A 24,187-nucleotide genomic window follows, 5' to 3' on the forward strand; every position below is an offset into this window, starting at 1 on the left:
ATCAGGAAACCGCATATCTCTGAGCTTCAAGTAGAGGTTGAAGCTCTCGGGCTTCTCGCCGAGGTGTGCACTCCGTACTTCATCCACACCACACGCCAACGAGGGGCCGGACACGTGTCGAACACCAACAACTACCTCGCCGTCATCAAGGTCGTCGGCATCGGCGGCGGCGGCGTCAATGCAGTCAACCGCATGATCGAGCTCGGCCTCCGTGGCGTCGAGTTCATCGCGATCAACACCGATGCTCAGGCGCTGCTCATGAGCGACGCCGACGTCAAGCTGGACGTTGGCCGCGAGCTCACCCGTGGGCTCGGAGCGGGAGCCGACCCAGAGGTCGGACGCCGTGCCGCCGAGGACCACGCCGAGGAGATCGAGCAGGCGCTCGCCGGCGCCGACATGGTCTTCGTGACCGCGGGAGAAGGCGGAGGCACCGGAACGGGTGGCGCTCCGGTCGTCGCCCGCATCGCCAAGTCGATCGGCGCCCTCACGATCGGTGTCGTCACGAAGCCCTTCAGCTTCGAGGGTCGCCGCCGCATGCAGCAGGCCGAGCAGGGCGTTGCGACACTGAAGGAAGAGGTCGACACCCTCATCGTCGTGCCCAACGACCGTCTCCTGGAGATCAGCGACCGCGGAATCTCGATGATCGAGGCGTTCTCCACGGCAGACCAGGTGCTGCTCGCCGGTGTGCAGGGCATCACCGACCTCATCACGACTCCTGGCCTCATCAACCTCGACTTCGCCGACGTGAAGTCGGTCATGCAGGGTGCCGGCTCCGCCCTCATGGGCATCGGCTCCTCCCGAGGCGCGGACCGTGCCATCAAGGCCGCAGAGCTCGCCGTGGCCTCACCTCTGCTCGAGGCGAGCATCGAGGGTGCCCACGGCGTCCTGCTGTCGATCCAGGGTGGCTCCAACCTCGGCATCTTCGAGATCAACGACGCCGCCAAGCTCGTGCAGGAGGCCGTCCACCAGGAGGCCAACATCATCTTCGGTGCCGTCATCGACGACACCCTCGGCGATGAGGTGCGCGTGACGGTCATCGCCGCAGGCTTCGCCGGTGGCGAGCCCAAGACGATCCAGGAGCAGCAGGCGGCCCCGGCGGTCGCCGCGGCTCCCGTGCAGCAGGCGAATACCGGAGCGATCGGGCTCGGCGCTGCTGCTGCCGCAGTCGCATCGGCCCCCGCGGCGCCCATCGAACGGGAGCCCGTCCAGGCCCCGGTCCCCGTAGCGCAGGCCCCGTCCTGGTCGACGGCTGAGGCTCCCACGATCGCTCCGCGCCGCGAGCCAGAGGCGGCGTACGACGACGCCGAGGACATCCTCGACGTCCCGGACTTCCTCAAGTAGGGCGCACATGCCAGAGCACGCAGTGGAGGCGCTCGGCCAGGGTCATTCGACGCTGGCCGAGCGCCTCTCGGCGATCCAGGCGGCCATCGGCGAGAGCTGCAGTGCCGCGGGCCGGGACGTCGCCGAGGTCACCCTCATCCCGGTCACCAAGTTCCACGGTCCAGAGCTCGTGGCCCAGCTCATCGACCTCGGACTGCGCCGCTTCGCGGAGAGCAGGCATCCGGAGGCGAGAGACAAGGCCGAGGCGCTCGCCGGCCGCGCCGAGCTCGAGTGGCACTTCGTCGGTCAGATCCAGACGAAGAAGGCCAGGCAGATCGCCCAGTACGCGGATGCCGTGCACTCGATCGACCGCGCGGGCCTCGTCGACGCCCTGTCGACGATCGAGCGCGAGCGGCCGCTGCCCGTCTTCGTGCAGGTCAACATGACGCCAGACGCCACCCGGGGTGGCGTCCAGCCCGACGAGCTCGACGCGCTCGTCGAGCACGTGCTCCGCACTCCGACCCTCGAGCTGCAGGGCCTCATGTGCGTCGCCCCGCTGGGGGAGGAGCCGCGCGCATCCTTCGGCGAGCTCAGGGAACTGGGCCAGCGCATCCAGGCGCTTGCGCCAGCTGCCACCGCACTCTCGATGGGCATGTCGAACGATTTCAGGGAAGCCATCGAAAACGGTGCGACACACCTAAGGATCGGCGCGGCAATCACGGGAAAGCGCCCCGACCGGACGTAGCGTGGACGCACGCCGAACACACGGAGGAGCACAATGGCCAACCCGCTGCGCAATGCCATGGTCTACCTGGGCCTTGCTGACGAAGACGAGCAGAATCTGCACGACGAGACGCCCCAGGCGCAGCAGCAGCAGAGGCAGTCGCCAACGGCGGCCCCCTCGCCGCAGCTCTCCCCGGTGGTCACCGAGCGCCCCAAGCCGGCGCCAGTGACTCCGATCACCAAAGCTCCCAAGCACACTTCGACCCCGGCGATGGCGGAAATGAACGAGATCCTCACGGTCCACCCGAAGGCCTACAACAAAGACGCGCAGGTCATCGCCGAGAACTTCCGCGATGGCGTCCCGGTCATCATGAACCTCTCGGAGATGGACGAGGCTGAAGCCCGTCGCCTCATCGACTTCGCGAGCGGACTTTCTCAGGGCCTGTATGGCAAGATCGAGCGCGTGACGAGCCGGGTCTTCCTGCTCTCTCCGCAGCACATCGCCGTCCACGGCGAGTCGAGCAAGCTCGAGGCGGAGAAGGAAGCCTCGTTCTTCCAGTAGCCCCATCCAGTCAGGCTCTGCCGCCAGGCGGACCGGCCCGCATTCGCGCGAACGGTGAGACGGTGCATCCAGTGGGTGCACCGTCGCCGTGTCTGCGCGACAACATCTCAGGAAACGAATGAACATCCTCGGCGCGATCCTCGGCTTCATCATCGGCCTCTACATCATGGTGATGTGGGGGCGGCTGATCCTCGACTACGCGCGCATGTTCGCCCCGCGCTGGAAGCCGAAGGGCTTCGTCCTCGTGCTCTGCGAAGGCGTGTACTCGCTGACCGACCCGCCCCTCCGTGCGGTTCGGAAGGTCGTCCCGCCGCTCCGCATCGGCAACATCGCGCTCGACCTCGCCTGGATCATCGTGATGTTCGCCCTCGTCATCACGTCGAATCTCGTCCGTCTCCTCTGAGCGCGGCTGCCGTCCGGTCCCGGTTCTGCCCCGTGGATGGCCGGAATCGGCGTATTCCACGAGGTCAATGCCGACTTTCCCGGCAGAATGTGACGCGCGGGACCCAAGTGCCGTAATGTGACCTATGTGCTGTGCAGCACAGCAACGTTCTGCGCGCACACCTGTGCAACGCTAGTGTTGTCAAGTCAGACCCAGTGTCTTGAAGCAAGATCCAATGTCTTGAAGTCAGGCCCAGAGTCTTGAAGTAAAACTCAGTGTCTATACCAGATACAGACCAATCGCAGAGAGAGTCGAAAGGTGGCCGACATGGCACTCACTCCTGAGGACGTCATCAACAAACGCTTCCAGCAGACCAAGTTCCGCGAGGGGTACGACCAAGATGAGGTCGACGACTTCCTCGACGAGGTCGTTGCAGAGATGCGCCGCCTCGTGGGGGAGAACGAGCAGCTTCGTCAGCAGCTCGAAGAGGCACAGGCCCGCGCCGATCACGCGCCGGCCGCAGCCGCTCCCGCCCCGGTCGAGGAGCCCAGCGTCGAGGTCGAGGCAGCGCCCGAGCCCGAGCCGGAGCCCATCGCTCCGCTCGCTCAGCCCGCAGCTCCCGCACCCGTCGTCGCGCAGGGCGAAGACGAGGCCGAGACGAGCAGCTCGCTCATCGCGCTCGCCCGTCGCCTCCACGACGAGCACGTCGAAGAGGGAACCCGCAAGCGCGACGAGATCATCGCAACGGGCGAGACCCGTGCACGAGAGATCGTCGCCGAGTCCGAGACCCGCGCCCGTCAGATCGAGGGCGACAGCGAGAAGCGTGCCCGCGAGATCACGGCCGAGTCCGAGGGTCGTGCCCGCACGATCGTCACCGAGGCCGAGGCCAAGGAACGCGAGACCCTCGGTCGCCTCGAGGAGACCAAGACGAAGCTCGAGGCTCGCATCGAGGAACTCCGCATCTTCGAGCGCGAGTACCGCAACAACCTGCGCTCCTACATCGAGGGACAGCTCAACGACCTGAACCGTCAGGCCAGCGACGTCCTCGAAGGCTCCGCACCAGCGGGCCAGTAGCAACCGGAACGTGGAGGACACACCTCTGCAGACCACCGAACGGCGATCGCGACCGAGCATCCGCATTCTTGCGATGCTCGCCGCGGTCGCCGTCGGCGCGTTTGCGCTCGACCAGATCAGCAAGGCCGCCGTCGTCGGATCGATGACCGAGGGCCAGACCATCGAAGTGCTCGGGGGATTCCTCCAATGGCATTTCGTCAGGAACCCCGGCGCGGCCTTCTCCTTCGCCGCAGGCTCGACGTGGATCTTCACGGGCGTCTCGACCATCATGGTGATCGTCATCGTCGTCGTGGCCAGGAAGCTGGGTTCGAAGCTGTGGGCCGCCGTCTTCGGGCTCGTGCTCGGCGGGGCGCTCGGCAACCTCTGGGACCGGCTCTTCCGCGAGCCGGGCTTCGGTGTCGGTCACGTCATCGACTTCATCTACACGCCCTGGATGCTGCCGGCGATCTACAACGTCGCGGACATGTGCATCGTCGTGGGGATGTCGGCGTTCGTGCTGCTCACCCTGTTCGACATCGGATTCGACGGCAAGCGCCGACCAAAGGCGAAGAAGGACGCGTGATGCAATCCAGGACGATCCCGATCCCAGACGGCCTCGAGGGGGCCCGCGTCGACGCGGGAGTCTCGAAGCTGCTCGGGCTCAGCAGGACGCAGGTGGCCGACATCGCCGCAGCCGGCGGCATCACGATCGACGGCAAGCAGGTCGGCAAGTCCGACCGGATGATGGCGGGTTCCGTCATCTCCGTCGAATGGCAGCAGGCTGGGCCGGTCGAAGTCGTGCCCATCGCGGTGCCCGACCTCAAGATCGTGCACGATGAGGACGACTTCGTCGTGATCGACAAGCCCGTCGGCGTGGCAGCCCATCCATCGATCGGATGGGATGGGCCGACGGTCCTTGGTGCGCTCGCAGCGGCGGGCTTCACGATCTCGACGTCCGGGCAATCCGAGCGCCAGGGCATCGTGCATCGCCTCGACGCGGGCACCAGCGGACTCATGGTCGTCGCGAAGAGCGAGCTGGCATACGCGCAGCTCAAGAAGGCCTTCCACGACCGCGAGGTCGACAAGGTCTACCACGCGGTCGTCCAGGGCCACCCTGATCCGCTCTCCGGAACGATCGATGCCCCCATCGGGCGCCACCCAGGGTCCTCGTGGAAGTTCGCCGTGACGAGCGAGGGCAAGCCCTCCGTCACGCACTACGAGACCACGGAGGCGTTCCGTCGTGGAGCCCTCCTCGAGGTGCACCTCGAGACGGGGCGCACACATCAGATCCGCGTGCACATGGCCGCACAGCGCCATCCCTGCATCGGCGACCCGCTCTACGGATCCGACCCGATCCTCGCCGCGAAGCTCGGCCTCAAGCGCCAGTGGCTGCACGCGAAGGAGCTCGGGTTCGCGCACCCCAGAACAGGTGAGCCCGTGCGGTTCACGACCGAGTACCCCGACGACCTGGCGCACTCGCTCGAGGTGCTGCGCGAGGGCGAGCTGTAGTCCACAGGCACGCTCGCGGACCCGCTCCGGCGATCTAAGATGGGTGCGCCGATCCACCCTTCTTCCCGGAGAGACATTGCCTTCAGCAGACTCGTTCGCCCACCTCCACGTCCACAGCGAGTACTCGATGCTCGACGGGGCAGCCCGGATCGGCGAGCTCATGAAGGCCGCTGTCGAGCAGGGCATGCCCGCGGTGGCGATGACCGACCACGGCAACGTGTTCGGCGCCTACGAGTTCGCGAAGGCAGCCAAGGAGCACGGCATCAAGCCGATCATCGGCACGGAGGCCTATCTGACGCCGGGGACGCACCGCGGCGACCGGACTCGGGTGAAGTGGGGCAACGGCGGGGGAGACGACGTCTCCGGTTCCGGTGCCTACACGCACATCACGATGCTCAGCGAGACGACGCAGGGCATGCACAACCTCTTCCGGCTCTCGAGCCGCGCGTCCATGGAGGGGTACTACTTCAAGCCGCGCATGGACCGCGAGCTGCTCAACACGTACTCGAAGGGCCTCATCGCGACGACCGGATGCCCCTCCGGCGAGGTGCAGACGAGGCTGCGTCTCGGGCAGTACAACGAAGCTCGCGCCGCAGCCGCGGAGTTCCGAGACATCTTCGGCGCGGAGAACTACTTCTGCGAGATCATGGACCACGGCATCGACATCGAGCGCCGTGTCATGCCCGACCTGCTCAAGCTCGCGAAGGACCTCGGCCTTCCGCTGGTCGCGACGAACGACCTCCACTACACGCACTCGCACGATGCCGACAGCCACTCTGCGCTCCTCTGCGTCCAGTCCGGGTCGACCATGGACGACCCGAACCGCTTCCAGTTCTCCGGCACGGGGTACTACCTCAAGTCGGCCGCCGAGATGCGCGCCATCTTCCGCGACCACCCTGAGGCGTGCGACAACACGCTGCTCATCGCCGAGCGCTGCTCCGCGGAGTTCGACGAGAGCGCCAACTACATGCCGCGCTTCCCCGTGCCAGAGGGCGAGACGGAGAGCAGCTGGTTCATCAAGGAGGTCGACACCGGCCTCGGCAAGCGCTACCCGGGTGGGATCCCGAGCGACGTGCGCAAGCAGGCCGACTACGAGATCGGCGTCATCAACCAGATGGGCTTCCCCGGCTACTTCCTCGTCGTCGCCGACTTCATCAACTGGGCGAAGGACAACGGCATCCGCGTCGGCCCCGGCCGTGGATCCGGTGCTGGGTCCATGGCCGCCTACGCTATGGGCATCACCGACCTCGACCCGCTGCGCCACGGCCTCATCTTCGAGCGCTTCCTCAACCCTGACCGCGTCTCCATGCCCGACTTCGACGTCGACTTCGATGATCGCCGCAGGTCCGAGGTCATCAAGTACGTCACCGAGAAGTACGGCTCGGAGCGCGTCGCGCAGATCGTGACGTACGGCACCATCAAGGCGAAGCAGGCCCTGAAGGACGCGTCGCGCGTGCTCGGCTACCCGTTCTCCATGGGCGACCAGCTCACGAAGGCGATGCCGGCGGCCGTCATGGGCAAGGACATCCCGCTCAGCGGCATCTTCGACAAGGAGCACAAGCGCTACTCGGAGGCTTCCGAGATGCGCGCCTTCATCGAGAGCAACCCGGACGCGAAGAAGGTCTTCGACACGGCGAGTGGCCTCGAGAACCTCAAGCGCCAGTGGGGCGTGCACGCGGCTGGCGTGATCATGTCGAGCGATCCGCTGATCGACATCATCCCGATCATGAAGCGGGAGCAGGACGGCCAGATCGTCACGCAGTTCGACTACCCGGCGAGCGAGTCCCTCGGTCTGATCAAGATGGACTTCCTCGGCCTGCGCAACCTCACGATCGTGAGCGACGCGCTGGTCAACATCAAGGCGAACCGCGACATCGACCTCGTTCTGGAAGATCTCGAACTCGACGACGTCGGCGCCTACGAGCTGCTGACCCGCGGAGACACGCTCGGCGTGTTCCAGCTCGACGGTGGCCCGATGCGATCGCTCCTGCGTCTGCTCAAGCCCGACAACTTCGAGGACATCTCGGCCGTCATCGCGCTGTACCGCCCGGGCCCCATGGGCGCGAACTCGCACATCAACTACGCGCTGCGCAAGAACGGCGAGCAGGAGATCACGCCGATCCACCCGCAGCTCGAGGAGCCCCTCAAGGAGATCCTCTCCACCAGCTACGGCCTGATCATCTATCAGGAGCAGGTCATGGCCATCGCGCAGAAGGTCGCGGGGTTCTCCCTCGGCCAGGCAGACATCCTGCGTCGAGCGATGGGCAAGAAGAAGAAGTCGGAGCTGGACAAGCAGTTCGCTGGCTTCCAGGGCGGCATGCACGCGAACGGCTTCTCCGACGAAGCGGTCAAGATGCTCTGGGACATCCTGCTGCCCTTCTCCGACTACGCCTTCAACAAGGCGCACTCCGCGGCCTACGGGGTGGTCTCCTATTGGACCGCCTACCTCAAGGCGCACTACCCGGCTGAGTACATGGCCGCCCTCCTCACCAGCGTCGGCGACTCCCGCGACAAGCTCGCCATGTACCTCAACGAATGCCGCCGCATGGGCATCACCGTGCTCGCACCGGACGTCAACGAGTCCTTCGTCAACTTCTCGGCGGTCGGCGAGGACATCCGCTTCGGCCTCGGCGCCGTCCGCAACGTGGGCGCGAACGTGGTCGAGGAGATCCAGAAGGCCAGGGAGTCGAAGACGGCGTTCACGTCCTTCCACGACTTCCTGAAGAAGGTGCCGACGACGGTGGCGAACAAGCGCACCGTCGAGTCGCTCATCAAGGCGGGCGCGTTCGACTCGCTCGGCAACACCCGCCGCGCGCTCGTCGAGGTCCACGAGAACGCCATCGACGTCGCGGTCTCGCGGAAGCGGAACGAGGCGCACGGCCAGGTCGACCTGTTCGCGGGACTCGACGAGTTCGAGGCGGAGGAGGACGACGTTCCCGTCCGCCCCGAGTTTAACCGCAGAGACAAGCTCGCCTTCGAGCGCGACATGCTCGGGCTCTACGTGTCCGACCATCCGCTCGCGGGTCTCGAGCGCGACCTCGCGAAGCTCGCGACGACGAGCATCCTCGACCTCACGCAGGCCGAGAACCTCGAAGACGGCTCCCAGGTGACGATCGCTGGCCTCATCACGAGCGTGCAGCACCGGGTCGCCCGCAACTCGGGCAACCCATACGGCATGATCGAGGTCGAGGACTTCGGCGGCACCATGACCGTGATGTTCATGGGCAAGACCTACCAGGAGTTCCAGACGCAGCTCCAGGGCGACGTGATCGTGGCCGTCAAGGGCCGTGTCTCGAAGAGAGACGACGGCATGAACCTCCACGCGCAGGGTCTGACCCTGCCGAAGATCTCCGCGGCCGAGGACGCCGGCACCCTGACGCTCACGATCCCGGACACGCGCGCCACCGAGCCCGTCGTGGATGCGCTCGGCAAGGTGCTGCGGCGGCACTCGGGCGAGAGCGAGGTACGGCTCAGGCTGCGAACTCCCGGTGTCATCCGCCGCTTCGAGCTGCCGCACCGCGTGCGCATCACGCAGGACCTCTACGGGGAGCTCAAGGCGCTCCTCGGGCCGAGCTGCCTGGAGTAGCGCCCACCTCGGCCGTTGCTGTCGCGACGGCACTTCCTCCTGCCTGACTACGATGGAGAAACCATGATGCAACTCATCGATCTGCGTGGTTCTGCGCTCAGCGCCTCCGAGCTTCGGAACATCCTCCCTCGTGCCGAGCTCGACGTGACGCGCGCCCTCGGCACCGCAGCGGAGCTCATCTCCGCGGTCCGTGACGAAGGCGGTGCCGCCCTGCGGGAGCAGGCCCTTCGCCTCGACGGCGTCGAGCCGCCCCATCTGCGGGTCCCCCAGGAGGACATCGACGAAGCGACGGCTGGCCTCGACCCTCGGGTTCGCGCCGGTCTGGAGGCCATGATCGAGCGGGTGCGGGCCGGATCCGCGGCTCAGGTCCCCGCGCCGCGTGTGACGGCGCTCGGCGATGGCGCCATCGTCGAGCTCCGCTGGCACCCCGTCGCCCGAGTGGGCCTGTACGTGCCAGGCGGCAAGGCCGTGTATCCGTCGAGCGTCGTCATGAACGTCTGCGCGGCCGCGGCCGCCGGGGTGAGATCCATCGCCATCGCGTCGCCGCCTCAGCGCGAATTCGGCGGGAGCGTCCACCCGACGATTCTCGGTGCGGCTGGCCTGCTCGGCATCACGGAGGTCTACGCCATGGGCGGGGCCGGCGCGATCGGTGCGCTGGCACACGGCGTCCCGGACATCGGCCTCGAGCCCGTCGAGGTCATCACGGGCCCTGGCAACGTCTACGTGGCGGCTGCGAAGCGCATCGTGCAGTCGTTCGTGGGCATCGACTCCGAGGCCGGACCCACCGAGATCCTCGTGCTCGCGGACGACTCGGCGGATCCCGACCACGTCGCCGCCGACCTCGTCAGCCAGGCCGAGCACGACGAACTCGCCTCGGCCCTCCTCGTCACGCCGGACCCCGAGTGGGCCGAACGAGTGCTCGAGCGTGTCGCCGCCAGAGCCGCGTCCACGAAGCACGCCGAACGGGTCCGCACCTCGCTCGGCGGACGCCAGTCCGCGCTCATCCTCGTCGACGACCTCGCCGCTGGGGCCGTGGTCTCGAACGCGTACGCACCCGAGCACCTCGAAGTGCAGACCCGTGAGCCGGAGGCCGTGCTCGCGACGCTCCACAACGCCGGTGCGATCTTCATGGGGGCGAACTCGCCCGTGAGCCTCGGCGACTACCTCGCTGGTTCGAACCACGTGCTCCCGACGGGAGGGCAGGCCGCCCACACGCCCGGCCTCGGGGCACACACGTTCCTGCGGCCGCAGCAGGTCATCCGCTATGACCGAGAAGCCCTGCGGACGGTGAGCGGCCACGTCGTGGCGCTCGCCGAAGCTGAGGACCTGCCCGCGCACGGCGAAGCAGTGACGGCGAGGTTCAGCTGATGCACTGCCCATTCTGCCGGCACCCCGACTCGAGGGTCATCGACTCGCGGACCAGCGACGACGGCTTCGCGATCCGTCGCAGGCGGCAGTGCCCCGAATGCGGTCGCCGTTTCTCGACGACCGAGACGGCGAGCCTCGCGGTGATCAAGCGCAATGGCGTCGTCGAGTCCTTCTCGAGAGACAAGGTTGTCGCCGGCGTGCGCAAGGCATGCCAGGGGAGGCCCGTCACCGACACCGATCTCGCTCTGCTGGCCCAGCGGGTCGAGGAGAGCATCAGGTCGACGGGGGCTTCCCAGATCGAGGCCAACGACATCGGGCTCGCGATCCTGCCACCGCTGCGCGAGCTCGACGATGTCGCGTACCTGAGGTTCGCGAGCGTCTACCAGGGCTTCGCTAGCCTCGATGACTTCCGAGCCGCCATCGAGCAGATGCACGAGGACGGCATCAGGGCGCAGTACGCCACGGAGTCTGCCGACGGCGAGCCCACCATCGAGGAAGAGGTCAGATGAACGCCGCGTACCGCCTGCTCTTCACCCACGTGCTGTCGAAGATGGACACGGAGCGTGCCCACGCCCTCGCGTCGGGCGTCATCAGGACTCTCGGGCGTCGCATCCCGGCCAGGGTGACGTCGACGTTCACGGCCCCCGGCGAGTCACTGGCGGTCGAGACGATGGGACTTCGCTTCGCATCGCCGTTCGGTCTCGCAGCAGGATTCGACAAGGACGCGGAAGACATCGACGGGCTTGCGGCCCTCGGTTTCGGGCACGTCGAGGTCGGCACGGTCACGCCGCGCCCACAGCCGGGGAATCCCGGCCCACGCCTCTTCAGGCTCGTCGCAGATGGCGCGCTCATCAACCGCATGGGCTTCAACAACCGGGGCGCCGAGCTCGCGGCGGCGAACATCGCGGCTCGCCGAAACCGCACCGTCATCGTCGGCGTCAACATCGGCAAGAACAAGACCACCGAAGCAGAGGATGCGCACCTCGACTACGCCGCAGCCGCATCGGCGGTGAAGGACGTCGCCGACTACCTGGTCGTCAACGTCTCATCGCCGAACACGCCAGGCCTGCGCAGCCTGCAGTCGCTCGAGTCCCTCACGCCCATCCTGCGGGCAGCCCGTGAGGCTGCGCCAGACGTGCCGCTGCTGGTCAAGATCGCACCAGACCTCACGGACGGCGAGATCCGCGAAGTGACGCAGCTGGCCATCGACGAGGGGCTCGCTGGCGTCATCGCCGCGAACACGACGATCTCGAGGTCGGGGCTGCGCACATCCTCGCGGGTCGTCGAGGCGTTCGGCGCAGGAGGCCTCTCTGGACGCCCGCTCACGGAACGCTCCTTCGAGGTGCTGCGCACCGTCAAAGAGACGGCGGGGGACCGCCTCTGCATCATCTCCGTCGGAGGTGTCGCCGACGCCGCCGAAGTGCAGCGGCGTCTCGACGCCGGCGCGACGCTCGTGCAGGGGTACACGGAGTTCCTCTATGCCGGCCCCGGCTGGGCAGCCAGCATCAACAGGGGGCTCGCGCGCCTGAGGCGCTGAGCCCGGGCCTCGCTGCTCGCAGATCGTGCCGTCTTCGCGATTCTCAGGCAGCTGACACCTGCTGGGCCCCGAGCAGGTCTAGATTGTGAAACAGCGAAGGCCCGAGCGGAATACCGTTCGGGCCTTCGAGTTTTTTGCGGTGTCGAGTTCCTGTGGTTTCTGAGTCCTGCAGACGAGCAGGCCCGTCCCGGCGAGGGCTACTTGCCCGTGAACTCGATCTTCGCGCCGCGCTTGACCTGCGACTTCGGCATGCGCATGACGCGAAGCTGCAGGCTCCGGGCGATCGTGCCGATCATGATGCCCTTCTCGACCTTGTCCTTGCCGACGACCGCGGCGATGCGTCGCTTGATGATGTTCGCGATCATGACGGCCTCGAGCACGCAGACGGCGAGGAAGGCCCAGATGAAGCTCATGGCCCAGATGCCGACGGACTGGCTCGGGATGAAGGTGGCGAAGATGACGAGGAACATCATCGGGAGCAGGAGCTCGCCGATCGAGTACCGCGCATCGATGTAGTTGCGCATGAAGCGCTTCTGCGGGCCGCGCTCGGTGGGACGGAGGTAGCGGTCGTCGCCCTTGGCGAGCCCCTCACGTGCCTTGGCCTGCTCGATGCGCACCTTCGCCTGCATCTCGCGCTTGGCCTGTTTGCGGTCTTCGGGGACGAGGGGACGCAGGTTCTGCGCCTCGCGCTCGCGCCTCGTGGGGGTCGGCTGCTGCTTCTTGGCCGGACTCTTCGCGGGAAGCGACACTGTCTCGGCGCTCTTGGACTCGTGCTTCGACATGATGCCTCTCAAGAACTCTGGGTGATTTAGCCTAACCGCTATGACACTCTCCGATGCCCCACTCGATGCACATGACCAGGAACAGGCCCTCCTCCGAGCTGTGGAGGACCGCTTTCCGACAACGATCGCGCGGCTCGCCGGGCTCGTCCGCATTCCATCGGTGTCCTGGGATGCGTTCGATCGAGTCCACGTGCGACGCAGTGCCGAGCGCACCGCCGAGCTGCTCCGCGAGACGGGGGTGTTCGAATCCGTGGACATCGACGGCGTCGAGACCGCCGACGGTTATGCAGGGCAGCCCGCGGTGATCGCAACGCGGGCGGCGGAGCCCGGCCAGCCGACGGTTCTCCTCTACGCGCACCACGACGTGCAGCCGCAGGGCAGCGCCGACGACTGGCGGACCCCGCCGTTCGAGCCCACGCTGCGGGACGGCCGCCTCTACGGCCGTGGCGCAAGCGACGACAAGGCAGGGGTCATGGCCCACATCGCGGCTGTCGAGGCGCTCAGCGCGGCGACAGCCGGCCGACCCAAGATCGGCATCTCGGTGTTCATCGAGGGCGAGGAGGAGAACGGCTCGCGGAGCTTCGCCGACTTCCTCGAGAAGCACAAGGCGGCTCTCGGCGCTGACGCCATCATCGTCGCGGACAGCGACAACCCGTCCACGAGCATCCCCGGCCTGACCGTCTCGCTGCGCGGCAACGTGACGATGAAGGTGACCGTGAGAACGCTCGGCCACGCCTCGCACTCCGGCATGCTGGGGGGGGCGGTGCCGGATGCGATGCTCGCGACCGTCCGGCTCCTCGACTCCCTCTGGGACGAGCGCGGAGCCGTCGCGGTCACCGGGCTCGGCTCGCGTGCCGACGGACCCTCCGGGGGCGATGAGGCCGACGTGCGCCGTGACGCGGAACTGCTCGAGGGCGTCACCACGATCGGCACCGGCACGGTCCACGACCGGCTCTGGAACCAGCCAGCGATCACGATCACGGGCATCGACGCGCCGAGCGTCGACGAGGCCTCGAACACGCTCCTCCCAGCGGTCTCGGTGCGCCTGTCCGCCCGCATCGCGCCTGGGGACGACGCCGCGCGCGCGTTCGAGGCCATCGAGAGCCACCTTCGCGAGCATGCGCCGTTCGGGGCGCACATCGAGATCACCCAGCCGGACCTGGGGCAGCCGTTCCTCGTCGACACGGCCGGACCAGCCGTCGGTCTCATGAAGACCGCGATGGAGGACGGATGGGGCGCCCAGCCGGCGGAGACGGGGATCGGGGGATCGATCCCCTTCATCGCCGCGCTCGCCGAGGTGTACCCGGAGGCGGAGATCCTGGTGACCGGAGTCGAGGATCCGGCGACGATGGCGCACAGCCCGAACGAGTCGCAGGACCTCGGGGTGCTCCGCCGGGCGATCTCGGCTGAGGCGCTGTTCCTGCACCGCTTCGCGCGCCCTGACGCGGACATCCGGTGATGCGATTCGTGCGTGGGAGGAATATCCTTGGCTCACACGCCGTTATCGACGTGAAGAGCGCGGGAGCACGTCGTCCCGCCGAGCAGCACGAGGAGAATCAATGAGCGCAGTTCTTGAAGGCATCACCGTGAGCGAGGCCACGCACTCCGTGACCCTCACGCAGGCGGCCCTCGACAAGATCAAGAACCTCATCGGCCAGGAGAGCGAGGGCGGACTCCGCCTCCGCATCGCCGTGCAGCCTGGTGGCTGCTCCGGGCTGATCTACCAGCTGTTCTTCGACGAGCGCATCCTCGACGGCGACGCGACCGTCGACTTCGACGGAGTGGAAGTCATCGTCGATCCGATGAGCGTCCCCTACCTTGACAGCGCGAAGATCGACTTCGAAGACACGATCCAGAAGCAGGGCTTCACGATCGATAACCCGAGCGCGCAGGGATCCTGTGCCTGTGGCGATTCGTTCCACTGACCCGACACGCGGGGCAGCGCCCCGCGACACACCCGAAACGGCGTGGTCTTTGACCGCGCCGTTTCGTCGTCTCCGCGCGCCCCGAGTCGTTCGCCCGCGAGATTCCCACTAGACTGACAGCAACCTGTATGCGTCACCTCGAAAGGTTTGCCGTGCGAGACACCCGCCGCGTGAAGTGGTTCGCCGCTCCGATTGCAGCAGCCCTGATTCTGATTCTGGCTGGCTGCACGTCGCAAGAACTACGGGGCTACATGCCCGGTGACCCCGGCGTCACCAACCATTCCGACGCCTTTACGAACTTCTGGGTCAACTCCTGGATCATTCTGCTTGTCGTGGGCGGCATCACGTGGGGGCTCATCATCTGGGCATCCGTGATGTACCGCCGCCGCAAGGGCGAAAAGGGCCTGCCAGCTCAGCTGCGCTACCACATGCCCATCGAGATCCTCTTCACCGTGGTCCCGATCATCCTCGTCGCCGGCTTCTTCGCCTTCACGGTGCGAGAAGAGGCTCCTGTCGTCTCGAACTTCGCCGAAGAAGAGCAGGACGTGAAGATCGAGGTCTACGGCAAGCAGTGGGCATGGGACTTCAACTACCTGCCGACCAGCAACACCGCGTATGACTCGGGCGTCTACTACGAGGGCATCCAGGCGCAGGAAGACCGCGAGCCGTCTGTCGACGGAGAGCGCGGAGCTGCCACCGGAACCATCGACGAGGCAGCGCTGCCCAAGCTCGTCCTCCCGGTCGGCGCGAACGTCACGCTCGACATCAAGTCGCGCGACGTCATCCATTCCTTCTGGGTCGTCGACTTCCACTACAAGATCGACAACATCCCCGGCCACACCAACACCATGTCGTTCGTGCCAGAACGCGAAGGCACCTACATGGGCAAGTGCGCCGAGCTGTGCGGCGAGTACCACTCGATGATGCTCTTCCAGGTCGAGGTCGTCTCGCAGGCCGAGTACAACGCCTACATCGCCGAGCTGCGCGCGGCGGGCAACGTCGGCGCCCACGGCGACGACTACAACCGCAACCAGAACCTTCCGGGCACTGATGTTCCCGAGTTCAACCACGAGTCGGAATAGGGGCGACGAAAATGACGTCAACGCTGAACCGTCCAGGCATCACCCCGGTCTCTGAGGCGACCACGGCTCCGAGCCGCTCTGTCGAGCGCAAGGGCAACGTCCTCGTCACCTGGATCACCTCGACGGACCACAAGACCATCGGGTACATGTACCTGATCTCGAGCTTTGTCTGGTTCTGCATCGGCGGAGTCATGGCACTGGTCATCCGCACCCAGCTCTTCGAGCCGGGTATGGAGATCATCGACACCAAAGAGCAGTACAACCAGCTGTTCACGATGCACGGCACGATCATGCTGCTCATGTTCGGAACGCCGCTCTTCTCCGGCTTCGCGAACGTGCTCGTGCCCCTGCAGATCGGCACGGCCGACGTCGCGTTCCCACGACTGAACGCGTTCGCCTTCTGGCTCTTCACCTTCGGCGCGCTCATCGCGGTCGGTGGCTTCCTCACGCCGGGAGGTGCGGCATCCTTCGGCTGGACGGCCTACGTCCCCTTGTCGACGATGACCTACTCTCCGGGAGTCGGAGGCAACCTCTGGGTTGCCGGGCTCGCGGCGACAGGATTCGCGACGATCTTCGGCGCCGTGAACTTCATCACGACGATCATCACGATGCGTGCACCTGGCATGACGATGTGGCGCATGCCGATCTTCACCTGGAACGCGATGATCACGTCGATCCTCGTGCTGTTCGCGTTCCCAGTTCTCGCGGCTGCCTGGTTCGGCCTGCTCATGGACCGCGTGTTCCTGACGCACATCTACGACGTCGAGGCCGGGGGAGCGATCCTCTACCAGCACCTGTTCTGGTTCTTCGGCCACCCGGAGGTCTACGTCCTCGCGCTGCCGTTCTTCGGGATCGTGTCCGAGATCTTCCCGGCCTTCAGCCGAAAACCGATCTTCGGCTACAAGACCCTCGTGTACGCGACGATCGCCATCGCGGCGCTCTCCGCCTCCGTGTGGGCTCACCACATGTACGTGACGGGCACCGTGCTCCTCCCGTTCTTCGCGCTCATGACGATGCTCATCGCGGTGCCGACCGGTGTGAAGATCTTCAACTGGCTGGGAACGCTCTGGCGTGGCTCGGTCACGTTCGAGACGCCCATGCTGTTCTCGCTCGGCTTCCTCGTCACCTTCGTCTTCGGTGGCTTGACGGGTGTCATCCTGGCCTCGCCGATGCTCGACTTCCACGTGTCTGACACGTACTTCGTCGTGGCTCACTTCCACTACGTCATCTTCGGAACGATCGTCTTCGCAATGTTCGCCGGCTTCTTCTTCTGGTGGCCGAAGTGGACGGGGAAGATGCTCAACGAGCGCCTCGGCAAGATCCAGTTCTGGTTGCTGTTCATCGGCTTCCACATGACGTTCCTCATCCAGCACTGGCTCGGCGTCATGGGCATGCCGCGTCGTTACGCGACGTACCAGCCCGAAGACAACTTCACGTGGATGAACCAGCTCTCGACGTTCGGCGCCTTCGTGCTCGCGATCTCGCTGCTGCCGTTCTTCCTGAACGTCTTCATCACGGCCCGCAACGCACCGAAGGTGACCGTCGACGACCCGTGGGGCTACGGCTCCTCGCTCGAGTGGGCGACCAGCTGCCCGCCGCCGCGTCACAACTTCACGTCCATCCCGCGCATCCGCTCGGAGCGTCCGGCGTTCGACCTCAACCACCCAGAGGTCGCACCGCACGGCTACCGCGACCTGACGCCAGTCAACGACAAGATCGGAGAACGAGAGTGAAGACTTCAGCACGCCTCCTCTGGGTCCTCGCCGTCTTCTACGCGGTCGTGACCGTCGTCTACACCCTCTGGACTCATGCGGCCCTCGGCCACTACGAGTGGGTTGGCATCGTCGCACTGGCGCTGTCCGGCATCTTCGTCGCCTTCGTCGCGTTCTATCTCGGCAGCTCGGCGAAGCCGTTCCGAGTGCACGTCCTTCCCGAGGACAGGCTCGACGGCGAGATCGCTGACGCTGATCCTGAGCTCGGCTTCTTCCCGCCGCAGAGCTGGTGGCCGTTCGTGCTGGCCCTTGCCGTCGGGCTGATCTTCCTCGGCCTGTCGATCGGCGGATGGTGGTTCGCGTACTTCGCGGCGCCGCTGTTCATCATCGCCATCGTCGGCTGGGTGTTCGAGTACTACCGCGGACGCTACGCCCACTAGGCGTCGTCTGCAGGCTTCCGGCCCGTCCCTCGCAAGAGGGGCGGGCCTTTTGCCGTTCTCCGCCGACGAGGCTCGGCGCCACTCTGGTAGCCCCCACGTGCCCCTGTGGCGCTCCCTGAGTCGAGGGTGCGTGTTCGTACACCCGGAGAGGACCTGAGGGTCCCAGAGCGCGCTGAGGGAGCACGCGCACCTCGGGCCGTGAGGACTCTGCCTCTGCCTCTACCGGATGCCCGCACGTTCGGAGCCCGCTCGGACGCGGGCGGAGCACGAGCGCCGCTTTCTTGAGTCCGACCCCTACCCGCCTGCATTCGGTGCGCGCCAAGCGTGGGCAGTGCAGTGGAAACGGCGAGCTCCCTCCCGTCTCACGTCCATGGGGCCGCGACCGTGGGCTGTGGAGCCCGTGCGGGAGTCTCTGTGCCGTTGGCACCGTGACCGGACACCACGTCGACTGGTGGTGGACCTCGCGGGGGTCGGCAACGCTGCCGCCCCCTGCTCGTGCCGGTGGCTCCTGGGGTCTCTGTGCCCTCGCGCGACTCCGCGTGCCGGCCAATCACGTGTGGGCTCCCGAGGGCGAGAAGCCACTGCGCTCGGCGAGATCCCGTCTCGGCCGAGCGTCCTCGGCAGGCGGGCTGGCGGGCTGGGGGACTGGCTGCGCGGTCTCCGCTCCTGACTCCACGGGGAGCCGGTCGCCGCTGCCCCCGCCCCCTCGCAGGAGGGACCGCCTACGACAAGAGGGGCTGTCAGTCCGCTGATGCGGAATGACAGCCCCTCTTGTGTGCCCGAAGGCTCAGGGAGTTGCTACGGCCTAGTGGTGGCCGTGGTGTGCCTGTTCGATCTCCGTCTTCGTGACGGGCTCGACGCGGTCCTCGAAGAACCAGCGCGACAGAGCGGCGCGCAGGCGCATGGGAGCCGTGATCTTTCCGTCCTCGTTCGGACGGAGCATGATCGGCGCCTGCTCGTTGTAGGAGACGAGCTCCCATCGGTCGTACTTGTCGAGCGGAACCTCGACCTCGACGAACTCGCCGTGGGGGAGTCGAAGAACACGTCCCGACTCGACACCGTGCAGCGCAAGCGAACGATCGCGCTTCTGGAGTCCGAGGCAGATCCGCTTCGTGGCGATGTACGCGATGACCGGTCCGAGGATCAGCATCACCTGCAGGAAGTGGATGACGTGCTCCATGGCGAGGTGGAAGTGCGTTGCCATGAGGTCGGAGCTTGCTGCAGCCCACATGACGGCGTAGAACGTGACGCCGGCTGCGCCGATCGCGGTGCGGGTGGGTGCGTTGCGCGGGCGGTCGAGCAGGTGGTGCTCGCGCTTGTCACCCGTGATCCATGCCTCGATGAAGGGGTAGACGACAACCAGCACGATGAAGATTCCGATGAGGATCAGCGGGGTCAGGATCGCGAACGACCACGTGTGGTTGAACCAGTACACCTCCCAGCCGGGCGGGATGAGTCGCAGCATGCCGTCGGCGAAGCCGATGTACCAGTCGGGCTGGGTTCCTGCGGAGACGGGGGAGGGGTCGTACGGGCCGTAGTTCCAGACCGGGTTGATCGAGAAGAACGACGCGATGAGGAAGATGAGGCCGAAGATCAGGAAGAAGAATCCGCCTGCCTTGCCGGCGAACACCGGGAGGACCGGGTTTCCCACGACGTTGCCGTTCGTGCGGCCGGGTCCGGGCCACTGCGTGTGCTTGTTGATCACCATGAGGGCCAAGTGCAACGCGATGAACAGGATGACCATCGCGGGCAGGATCATGATGTGCAGCGAGTAGAGGCGCCCGACGATCTCGGTACCGGGGAACTCGCCGCCGAAGAACAGGAAGGAGACCCAGGTTCCGACGAGCGGGATGCCCTTCATGATTCCGTCGATGATGCGCAGGCCGTTGCCGGAGAGCAGGTCATCGGGGAGCGAGTAGCCGGTGAAGCCCTCTGCCATCGCGAGGATGAAGAGCACGAAGCCGACGACCCAGTTGAGCTCGCGGGGCTTGCGGAACGCTCCGGTGAAGAAGACGCGCAGCATGTGGAGCCCGATGGACGCCACGAACAGCAGCGCTGCCCAGTGGTGCACCTGGCGCATGAGCAGTCCGCCCCGGATGTCGAAGGAGATGTCGAGCGTCGACGCCATAGCGGCCGACATGCCCATGCCCTTGAGCGGGAGGTAGGAGCCTTCGTACTCGACGTGGGCCATCGACGGGTCGAAGAAGAACGTCAGGAAGGTTCCGGAGAGCAGGATGACGACGAAGCTGTAGAGCGCGATCTCTCCGAGCATGAAGGACCAGTGGTCCGGGAAGATCTTGCGTCCGAACTCCTTGACCGCACCGGAGATGGTGGTGCGCTCGTCGAGGTAGTTGGCGGCGCCGGCGATGAACCCGCCCTCGCGTACCGGAGCTTTATACGTTGTAGTCATGGCGTCGCTCCCAGAAGCTCGGTCCGACAGGTTCGGTGAAGTCGCTCTGCGCGATGAGGTAGCCCTCGTCGTCGACAGCGATCGGCAGCTGCGGGAGCGGGCGTCCCGCCGGTCCGAAGATGACCTCGCAGTGGTTCTTGACGTCGAACTGCGACTGGTGGCACGGGCAGAGCAGGTGGTGCGTCTGCTGCTCGTAGAGAGCGACAGGGCAACCGACGTGCGTGCAGACCTTGGAGTAGGCGACGATTCCGTCGTAGGACCATCCGGCACGGTCCTCGCGCTCGTTGAGCTGGTCAGCGGGCAAGCGCATGAGCAGGACAACTGCCTTGGCCTTCTCCTCGAGCAGGTGGTGCTCAAGGTCGATCAGGCCGTCGGGGATGACGTGGAAGGCAGAACCGTAGGTGACGTCCGCGGCGCGGATCGGCGTTCCCGTGGGGTCGCGGACGAGGCGAGTTCCCTCTTCCCACATGGTGTGGGAGAGCGACTCGACCGGGTCCGGGTTGTTGCCGTTGTAGAGGTCGCGGAAGAGGACGATGCCGGGAAGCGGCATGGCGACGAGGGCTCCGATGAGGGAGTTGCGGAACAGCTTGCGGCGGCTGAAGCCCGACTCCTCGTTCGCCTGCGCGAAGACCTCGACCGCTCGCGAACGAGTGGCGGGGGAGCCCTTGCCCGGGTGGCGGGCCTCGGCCATCTCGTGGTCGGCCATGAGGTACTTGGACCAGGCGACCGTGCCGATGCCGATGGCGAGCATCGCGAGCGCGATGCCGATGCCGAGGAACATGTTGTTCAGGCGGACGGTCGAGATGTCCTCGCGGCTGATCGGCCACACGAAGTAGGCCACGACAGCGAAGATGCTGGCGAGTGCCGAGAACACGAACAGCGCGACGAGGAGGCGCTCAGTGCGCTTCGCCTGCGCGGGGTCCGCGTCCGTGATCCGGTCGCGGTGCGCCGGCATGCCAGGGTTCTCGAAGCCGTCCTTGGGAAGGATCGCGGTCCCGATGTGAGGCGCCCGCTCCGACGAAGGAGCAGTGCGAAGCTCTCCGCCGTGTTCGCCATCAGCCATGGTGATCCCTTTCTGGGTGTGTCTGTTCAGCTGCAGTAAGTCGTTTGGACCCGGGCCGGGTTGCTTCCGGCACTAGTTCGGTCGAGTGGCGATCCAGACCGCCATCGCGACGCCTGCGCCGATTCCGAAGATCCAGATGAAGAGGCCCTCGGAGACTGGACCGAGCGATCCGAGGCTGTTGCCGCCGATCGTGCCGGTGACCTCGGTCTGCCAGCGAATCGCCGTGATGATGTCGGCCTTGTCCTGGGGGGTGAGGTTCGCGTCGTTGAAGACGGGCATGTTCTGCGGGCCCGTGATCATCGCCTCGTAGAGGTGGACGGGTTCGACCGTCATGAGCTCGGGTGCGAACTTTCCCTCGGTGAGGGCACCGCCAGCACCTGCGACGTTGTGGCACATGGCGCAGTTGATGCGGAACAGCTCTGCTCCACGTGCTGCGTCGCCATCGGCCTGCAGGTACTTCTCGTCGGGGACGGCGGGACCGGGGGCCAGCGAAGCGATGTAGTCGCCGAGGTCCGAGATGCCCTGCTCGTCGAACTGGACGGGCTTGGCGGGGGCCTGGGCGGCGTTGGCCTGCATGGGCATGCGGCCGGTGCCGACCTGGAAGTCGACGGCGGCGGCACCGACACCGATGAGGCTCGGGCCGTTCTCGGTGCCCGCTGCGTTCATGCCGTGGCAGGTGGCGCAGTTGGCGCCGAAGAGCGCGGCGCCGTTCTCGATGTCTGCGGCGCTGGCGGGGGCCACGTCCTCGGCTGCAGCAGCCGTGGTTGCGGTGTCGATCGCGGTGTACGCGCCGCCGGTCAGCAGGAGGCCTGCGCCGAGGAGAGCCGCGGTGGCGAGGGGGGTGCGGCGGCGAGCCGTCTTGCGGGTCGCCGTCTTCGCAGTCCGTGGTTTGGTCGTTCGGAACATTGGTGTGTTCTCCAGGATCGGGCTACGAGAAGTAGGGCAGCAGGTAGATGACGAAGAAGAGCGCAACCCAGACCACGTCGACGAAGTGCCAGTAGTAGGAGATGCCCAGCGCGCTGCTGACCTCGCGAGTTCCCATGCGGCGGGCAGAGTACATGCGGCCGATCACGAGGAGGAACGTGACGAGTCCGCCGGTCACGTGCAGGCCGTGGAAGCCGGTCGTCATGTAGAAGGCGCTTGTGAACGCGTTCAGGTTGAGGACGTAGCCCTCGCTGACGAACGTGGCGTACTCCCAGACCTGGCCGGCGACGAAGATGCCTCCGAGCAGGACGGTGAGGTAGAACCACTCGATCGCGCCCCAGTTCTTGGGGCTCTTGCCGGTGGCGCGGGCCTGCTCGCGCTCAGCCGCGAACGTGCCGAACTGGCACGTGAACGACGAGCTGACGAGGATCAGCGTGTTGATGGTGGCGAAGGGCACGTTCAGCGCACTGTGGCCTTCGGCGAACTGCTCTGGCGCCATAGAGCGCAGAGTGAAGAAGATCGCGAAGAGCCCAGCGAAGAACATCACCTCACTACCGAGCCAAACGATGACGCCGATGGCAGTCGTATTGGGGCGATGGACCGTGTGCACGGCCTGAGCGGTGGTTGCAGCAGTCACCTGACCATTATGACCGATTTCCCAGGTTCCCGAGACAACGCACGGCTGACCGGCGGGTCGCGTCCGATTAGGTGTGCCTGGGTGGTGGACGGCTATCGTTTCCTGCATGACATCGACCGAGACCTGGCCCGGATTGCTCGAGAAGCTCCTTGGCGGTGATGACCTCAGCGTCGCGCAGGCCACGTGGGCCATGCGTCAGGTCATGAGCGGCGACGTCAGCGAAGCACGTCTGGCCGCCTTCCTGGTCGCCCTCCGCGCGAAGGGCGAGACTGTCGAGGAGGTTGTCGGGTTCCGCGACGCGATCCTCGAGCACGCTGTGCCGCTTGAGGTGCCGCCCCTGGCGCTGGACATCGTCGGTACCGGCGGCGACATGGTCGGGACCGTGAACGTCTCGACGATGGCGTCGATGGTCTGCGCCGGTGCGGGGGTCCCCGTCGTGAAGCACGGGGGCGGGGCGTCGAGCGCGAAGTCCGGGTCCAGCGACGTTCTCTCGGCTCTTGGCGCAGTCCACACGGCCGACCCTGTTCGAGTGGGACGCATCTTCGAAGAGGTCGGACTCACCTTCGTCTACGCCGCGCAGTTCCACCCGGGGTTCCGCCACGCCAAGAAGGTGCGCGGTGAGCTCGGGGTCCCCACGGTCTTCAACCTGCTCGGCCCCCTCACGAATCCCGCTCGCCCCGAGGCATCGGCCGTCGGGGTCGCCCGCCAGGCCGCCATTCCGCTGATCACCGGGGTCTTCCGCACCCGCGGTGCCACCGCTCTGGTCTTCCGGGGTGACGACGGGCTCGACGAGCTGAGCGTCACCGGCTACAGCCACATCTGGGAGGTGTCGAACGGTGCGATCACCGAACACGATCTCCACCCACGGGACGTGGGCCTCGGCACCTACGACATGCAGGAGCTCCTCGGCGGTCTGCCGGAGGAGAACGCGGCCATCGCCCGCGCCGTGCTCTCCGGGAAGCAGCATGGCGCCGTTCGAGACATCGTGCTGCTCAACGCGGCCGCAGGCCTTGTCGCCTACGACCTCGCGGTGACGCCGGAAGCGGCAGAGCGGCCGCTGCGAGAGCGCCTCGCGGCGCGCATCGCTGACGCAGCGTCCAGCATCGACTCCGGCCGCGCGATCGAGACGCTGGATGCGTGGGTGGCAGCGACTCGCTCCGCGTGAAGCCAGT

The 24,187-nt window shown here is 66.4% G+C and carries 22 protein-coding genes; 17 read left to right on the top strand and 5 right to left on the bottom strand.

Annotated elements, in window-relative coordinates; all coding sequences use genetic code 11:
- Positions 1 to 114 precede the first annotated feature (114 nt).
- The 11 genes from ftsZ to ITJ61_RS01720 all read left to right on the top strand — a co-directional run bounded on the left by ftsZ (position 115) and on the right by ITJ61_RS01720 (position 12,040).
- Positions 115 to 1,341 (top strand): cell division protein FtsZ, encoded by a 1,227-nt coding sequence (ftsZ, locus tag ITJ61_RS01670; RefSeq protein ID WP_104241143.1) that lies wholly within the window; start codon positions 115 to 117, stop codon positions 1,339 to 1,341.
- 7 nt (positions 1,342 to 1,348) lie between these two features.
- A complete protein-coding gene (locus ITJ61_RS01675; RefSeq protein ID WP_104306583.1) occupies positions 1,349 to 2,065 on the top strand; it encodes a YggS family pyridoxal phosphate-dependent enzyme in 717 nt (238 codons plus the stop codon).
- Between the two features lie 33 nt (positions 2,066 to 2,098).
- Positions 2,099 to 2,605: a cell division protein SepF gene (locus tag ITJ61_RS01680; protein WP_104241145.1), complete on the top strand. Its 507-nt coding sequence runs from the start codon at positions 2,099 to 2,101 to the stop codon at positions 2,603 to 2,605.
- A 118-nt stretch (positions 2,606 to 2,723) separates the two neighbouring features.
- Positions 2,724 to 3,008, top strand: a complete 285-nt coding sequence (locus ITJ61_RS01685) for a YggT family protein (protein WP_104241146.1) — start codon at positions 2,724 to 2,726, stop codon at positions 3,006 to 3,008.
- Between the two features lie 306 nt (positions 3,009 to 3,314).
- On the top strand, positions 3,315 to 4,061 hold the full coding sequence (locus ITJ61_RS01690; RefSeq protein WP_104241147.1) for a DivIVA domain-containing protein: 747 nt from the start codon (positions 3,315 to 3,317) through the stop codon (positions 4,059 to 4,061).
- Positions 4,062 to 4,071: 10 nt separating this feature from the next.
- Positions 4,072 to 4,623, top strand: a complete 552-nt coding sequence (lspA, locus tag ITJ61_RS01695; protein WP_258063115.1) for a signal peptidase II — start codon at positions 4,072 to 4,074, stop codon at positions 4,621 to 4,623.
- Positions 4,623 to 5,549 carry an RluA family pseudouridine synthase gene (locus ITJ61_RS01700; protein WP_104241148.1) on the top strand — a complete coding sequence of 309 codons (927 nt, stop codon included), beginning with the start codon at positions 4,623 to 4,625 and terminating at the stop codon, positions 5,547 to 5,549. The genes lspA and ITJ61_RS01700 overlap by 1 nt, the downstream gene beginning before the upstream one ends.
- 76 nt (positions 5,550 to 5,625) lie before the next feature.
- A complete protein-coding gene (dnaE, locus tag ITJ61_RS01705) occupies positions 5,626 to 9,135 on the top strand; it encodes a DNA polymerase III subunit alpha (RefSeq protein WP_104241149.1) in 3,510 nt (1,169 codons plus the stop codon).
- Positions 9,136 to 9,198: 63 nt separating this feature from the next.
- Complete coding sequence (hisD, locus tag ITJ61_RS01710) at positions 9,199 to 10,503, top strand: histidinol dehydrogenase (protein WP_194685299.1); 1,305 nt, start codon at positions 9,199 to 9,201, stop codon at positions 10,501 to 10,503.
- Entirely contained in the window at positions 10,503 to 11,012 is a 510-nt protein-coding gene (gene nrdR, locus ITJ61_RS01715) for a transcriptional regulator NrdR (protein WP_104241151.1), read from the top strand. Before hisD ends, nrdR begins: the two co-directional genes overlap by 1 nt.
- Positions 11,009 to 12,040, top strand: coding sequence for a quinone-dependent dihydroorotate dehydrogenase (locus ITJ61_RS01720; RefSeq protein ID WP_104241152.1), 1,032 nt, complete (start codon positions 11,009 to 11,011; stop codon positions 12,038 to 12,040). Before nrdR ends, ITJ61_RS01720 begins: the two co-directional genes overlap by 4 nt.
- Before the next feature lie 197 nt (positions 12,041 to 12,237).
- Here ITJ61_RS01720 and ITJ61_RS01725 read toward each other — a convergent pair whose 3' ends face one another.
- Positions 12,238 to 12,822 carry a DUF3043 domain-containing protein gene (locus tag ITJ61_RS01725; protein WP_181059337.1) on the bottom strand — a complete coding sequence of 195 codons (585 nt, stop codon included), beginning with the start codon at positions 12,820 to 12,822 and terminating at the stop codon, positions 12,238 to 12,240.
- A gap of 40 nt (positions 12,823 to 12,862) precedes the next feature.
- Between ITJ61_RS01725 and ITJ61_RS01730 the strand changes: the two genes are divergently transcribed.
- The 5 genes from ITJ61_RS01730 to ITJ61_RS01750 all read left to right on the top strand — a co-directional run bounded on the left by ITJ61_RS01730 (position 12,863) and on the right by ITJ61_RS01750 (position 17,981).
- Positions 12,863 to 14,281 (top strand): dipeptidase, encoded by a 1,419-nt coding sequence (locus ITJ61_RS01730; RefSeq protein WP_194685300.1) that lies wholly within the window; start codon positions 12,863 to 12,865, stop codon positions 14,279 to 14,281.
- A 100-nt stretch (positions 14,282 to 14,381) separates the two neighbouring features.
- Positions 14,382 to 14,747, top strand: coding sequence for a HesB/IscA family protein (locus ITJ61_RS01735; protein ID WP_104241155.1), 366 nt, complete (start codon positions 14,382 to 14,384; stop codon positions 14,745 to 14,747).
- A gap of 128 nt (positions 14,748 to 14,875) precedes the next feature.
- Positions 14,876 to 15,829 (top strand): cytochrome c oxidase subunit II, encoded by a 954-nt coding sequence (gene coxB / locus ITJ61_RS01740; protein ID WP_104241156.1) that lies wholly within the window; start codon positions 14,876 to 14,878, stop codon positions 15,827 to 15,829.
- An 11-nt stretch (positions 15,830 to 15,840) separates the two neighbouring features.
- Positions 15,841 to 17,562: a cytochrome c oxidase subunit I gene (ctaD, locus tag ITJ61_RS01745; protein ID WP_104241157.1), complete on the top strand. Its 1,722-nt coding sequence runs from the start codon at positions 15,841 to 15,843 to the stop codon at positions 17,560 to 17,562.
- The gene (locus tag ITJ61_RS01750; protein WP_104241158.1) at positions 17,559 to 17,981 is read left to right on the top strand and encodes a cytochrome c oxidase subunit 4; all 423 of its coding nucleotides are present in this window, start codon (positions 17,559 to 17,561) and stop codon (positions 17,979 to 17,981) included. The genes ctaD and ITJ61_RS01750 overlap by 4 nt, the downstream gene beginning before the upstream one ends.
- A gap of 805 nt (positions 17,982 to 18,786) precedes the next feature.
- On the opposite strand, the gene ITJ61_RS01755 is transcribed toward ITJ61_RS01750, so the two are convergent.
- The 4 genes from ITJ61_RS01755 to ITJ61_RS01770 form a co-directional block, all read right to left on the bottom strand.
- Positions 18,787 to 20,391, bottom strand: coding sequence for a cytochrome b (locus ITJ61_RS01755; protein WP_104241160.1), 1,605 nt, complete (start codon positions 20,389 to 20,391; stop codon positions 18,787 to 18,789).
- A complete protein-coding gene (locus ITJ61_RS01760; RefSeq protein ID WP_104241161.1) occupies positions 20,375 to 21,454 on the bottom strand; it encodes a ubiquinol-cytochrome c reductase iron-sulfur subunit in 1,080 nt (359 codons plus the stop codon). The genes ITJ61_RS01755 and ITJ61_RS01760 overlap by 17 nt, the downstream gene beginning before the upstream one ends.
- A gap of 72 nt (positions 21,455 to 21,526) precedes the next feature.
- Positions 21,527 to 22,360: a c-type cytochrome gene (locus ITJ61_RS01765; protein WP_104241162.1), complete on the bottom strand. Its 834-nt coding sequence runs from the start codon at positions 22,358 to 22,360 to the stop codon at positions 21,527 to 21,529.
- 22 nt (positions 22,361 to 22,382) lie between these two features.
- A complete protein-coding gene (locus ITJ61_RS01770; RefSeq protein WP_236558405.1) occupies positions 22,383 to 23,015 on the bottom strand; it encodes a cytochrome c oxidase subunit 3 in 633 nt (210 codons plus the stop codon).
- Between the two features lie 106 nt (positions 23,016 to 23,121).
- Here ITJ61_RS01770 and trpD point away from each other — a divergent pair, with 106 nt between their 5' ends.
- Positions 23,122 to 24,180, top strand: coding sequence for an anthranilate phosphoribosyltransferase (gene trpD, locus ITJ61_RS01775; RefSeq protein ID WP_104241164.1), 1,059 nt, complete (start codon positions 23,122 to 23,124; stop codon positions 24,178 to 24,180).
- Positions 24,181 to 24,187 lie beyond the last annotated feature (7 nt).

Source organism: Pseudoclavibacter sp. VKM Ac-2888 (genome assembly GCF_015351285.1).
GTDB lineage: Bacteria > Actinomycetota > Actinomycetes > Actinomycetales > Microbacteriaceae > Pseudoclavibacter.

Excerpts from the sequence above, each read along its gene's own strand:
- ITJ61_RS01765 (WP_104241162.1), bottom strand. The coding sequence starts at position 22,360 with ATGTTCCGAACGACCAAACCACGGACTGCGAAGACGGCGACCCGCAAG.
- ITJ61_RS01755 (WP_104241160.1), bottom strand. The coding sequence starts at position 20,391 with ATGACTACAACGTATAAAGCTCCGGTACGCGAGGGCGGGTTCATCGCC.
- ITJ61_RS01700 (WP_104241148.1), top strand. The coding sequence starts at position 4,623 with ATGCAATCCAGGACGATCCCGATCCCAGACGGCCTCGAGGGGGCCCGC.
- ITJ61_RS01680 (WP_104241145.1), top strand. The coding sequence starts at position 2,099 with ATGGCCAACCCGCTGCGCAATGCCATGGTCTACCTGGGCCTTGCTGAC.
- coxB (WP_104241156.1), top strand. The coding sequence starts at position 14,876 with ATGCGTCACCTCGAAAGGTTTGCCGTGCGAGACACCCGCCGCGTGAAG.
- hisD (WP_194685299.1), top strand. The coding sequence starts at position 9,199 with ATGATGCAACTCATCGATCTGCGTGGTTCTGCGCTCAGCGCCTCCGAG.
- trpD (WP_104241164.1), top strand. The coding sequence starts at position 23,122 with ATGACATCGACCGAGACCTGGCCCGGATTGCTCGAGAAGCTCCTTGGC.
- ITJ61_RS01730 (WP_194685300.1), top strand. The coding sequence starts at position 12,863 with ATGACACTCTCCGATGCCCCACTCGATGCACATGACCAGGAACAGGCC.
- ctaD (WP_104241157.1), top strand. The coding sequence starts at position 15,841 with ATGACGTCAACGCTGAACCGTCCAGGCATCACCCCGGTCTCTGAGGCG.
- ITJ61_RS01690 (WP_104241147.1), top strand. The coding sequence starts at position 3,315 with ATGGCACTCACTCCTGAGGACGTCATCAACAAACGCTTCCAGCAGACC.
- nrdR (WP_104241151.1), top strand. The coding sequence starts at position 10,503 with ATGCACTGCCCATTCTGCCGGCACCCCGACTCGAGGGTCATCGACTCG.
- ITJ61_RS01675 (WP_104306583.1), top strand. The coding sequence starts at position 1,349 with ATGCCAGAGCACGCAGTGGAGGCGCTCGGCCAGGGTCATTCGACGCTG.
- ITJ61_RS01725 (WP_181059337.1), bottom strand. The coding sequence starts at position 12,822 with ATGTCGAAGCACGAGTCCAAGAGCGCCGAGACAGTGTCGCTTCCCGCG.
- ITJ61_RS01760 (WP_104241161.1), bottom strand. The coding sequence starts at position 21,454 with ATGGCTGATGGCGAACACGGCGGAGAGCTTCGCACTGCTCCTTCGTCG.
- ITJ61_RS01735 (WP_104241155.1), top strand. The coding sequence starts at position 14,382 with ATGAGCGCAGTTCTTGAAGGCATCACCGTGAGCGAGGCCACGCACTCC.
- ITJ61_RS01720 (WP_104241152.1), top strand. The coding sequence starts at position 11,009 with ATGAACGCCGCGTACCGCCTGCTCTTCACCCACGTGCTGTCGAAGATG.
- ITJ61_RS01685 (WP_104241146.1), top strand. The coding sequence starts at position 2,724 with ATGAACATCCTCGGCGCGATCCTCGGCTTCATCATCGGCCTCTACATC.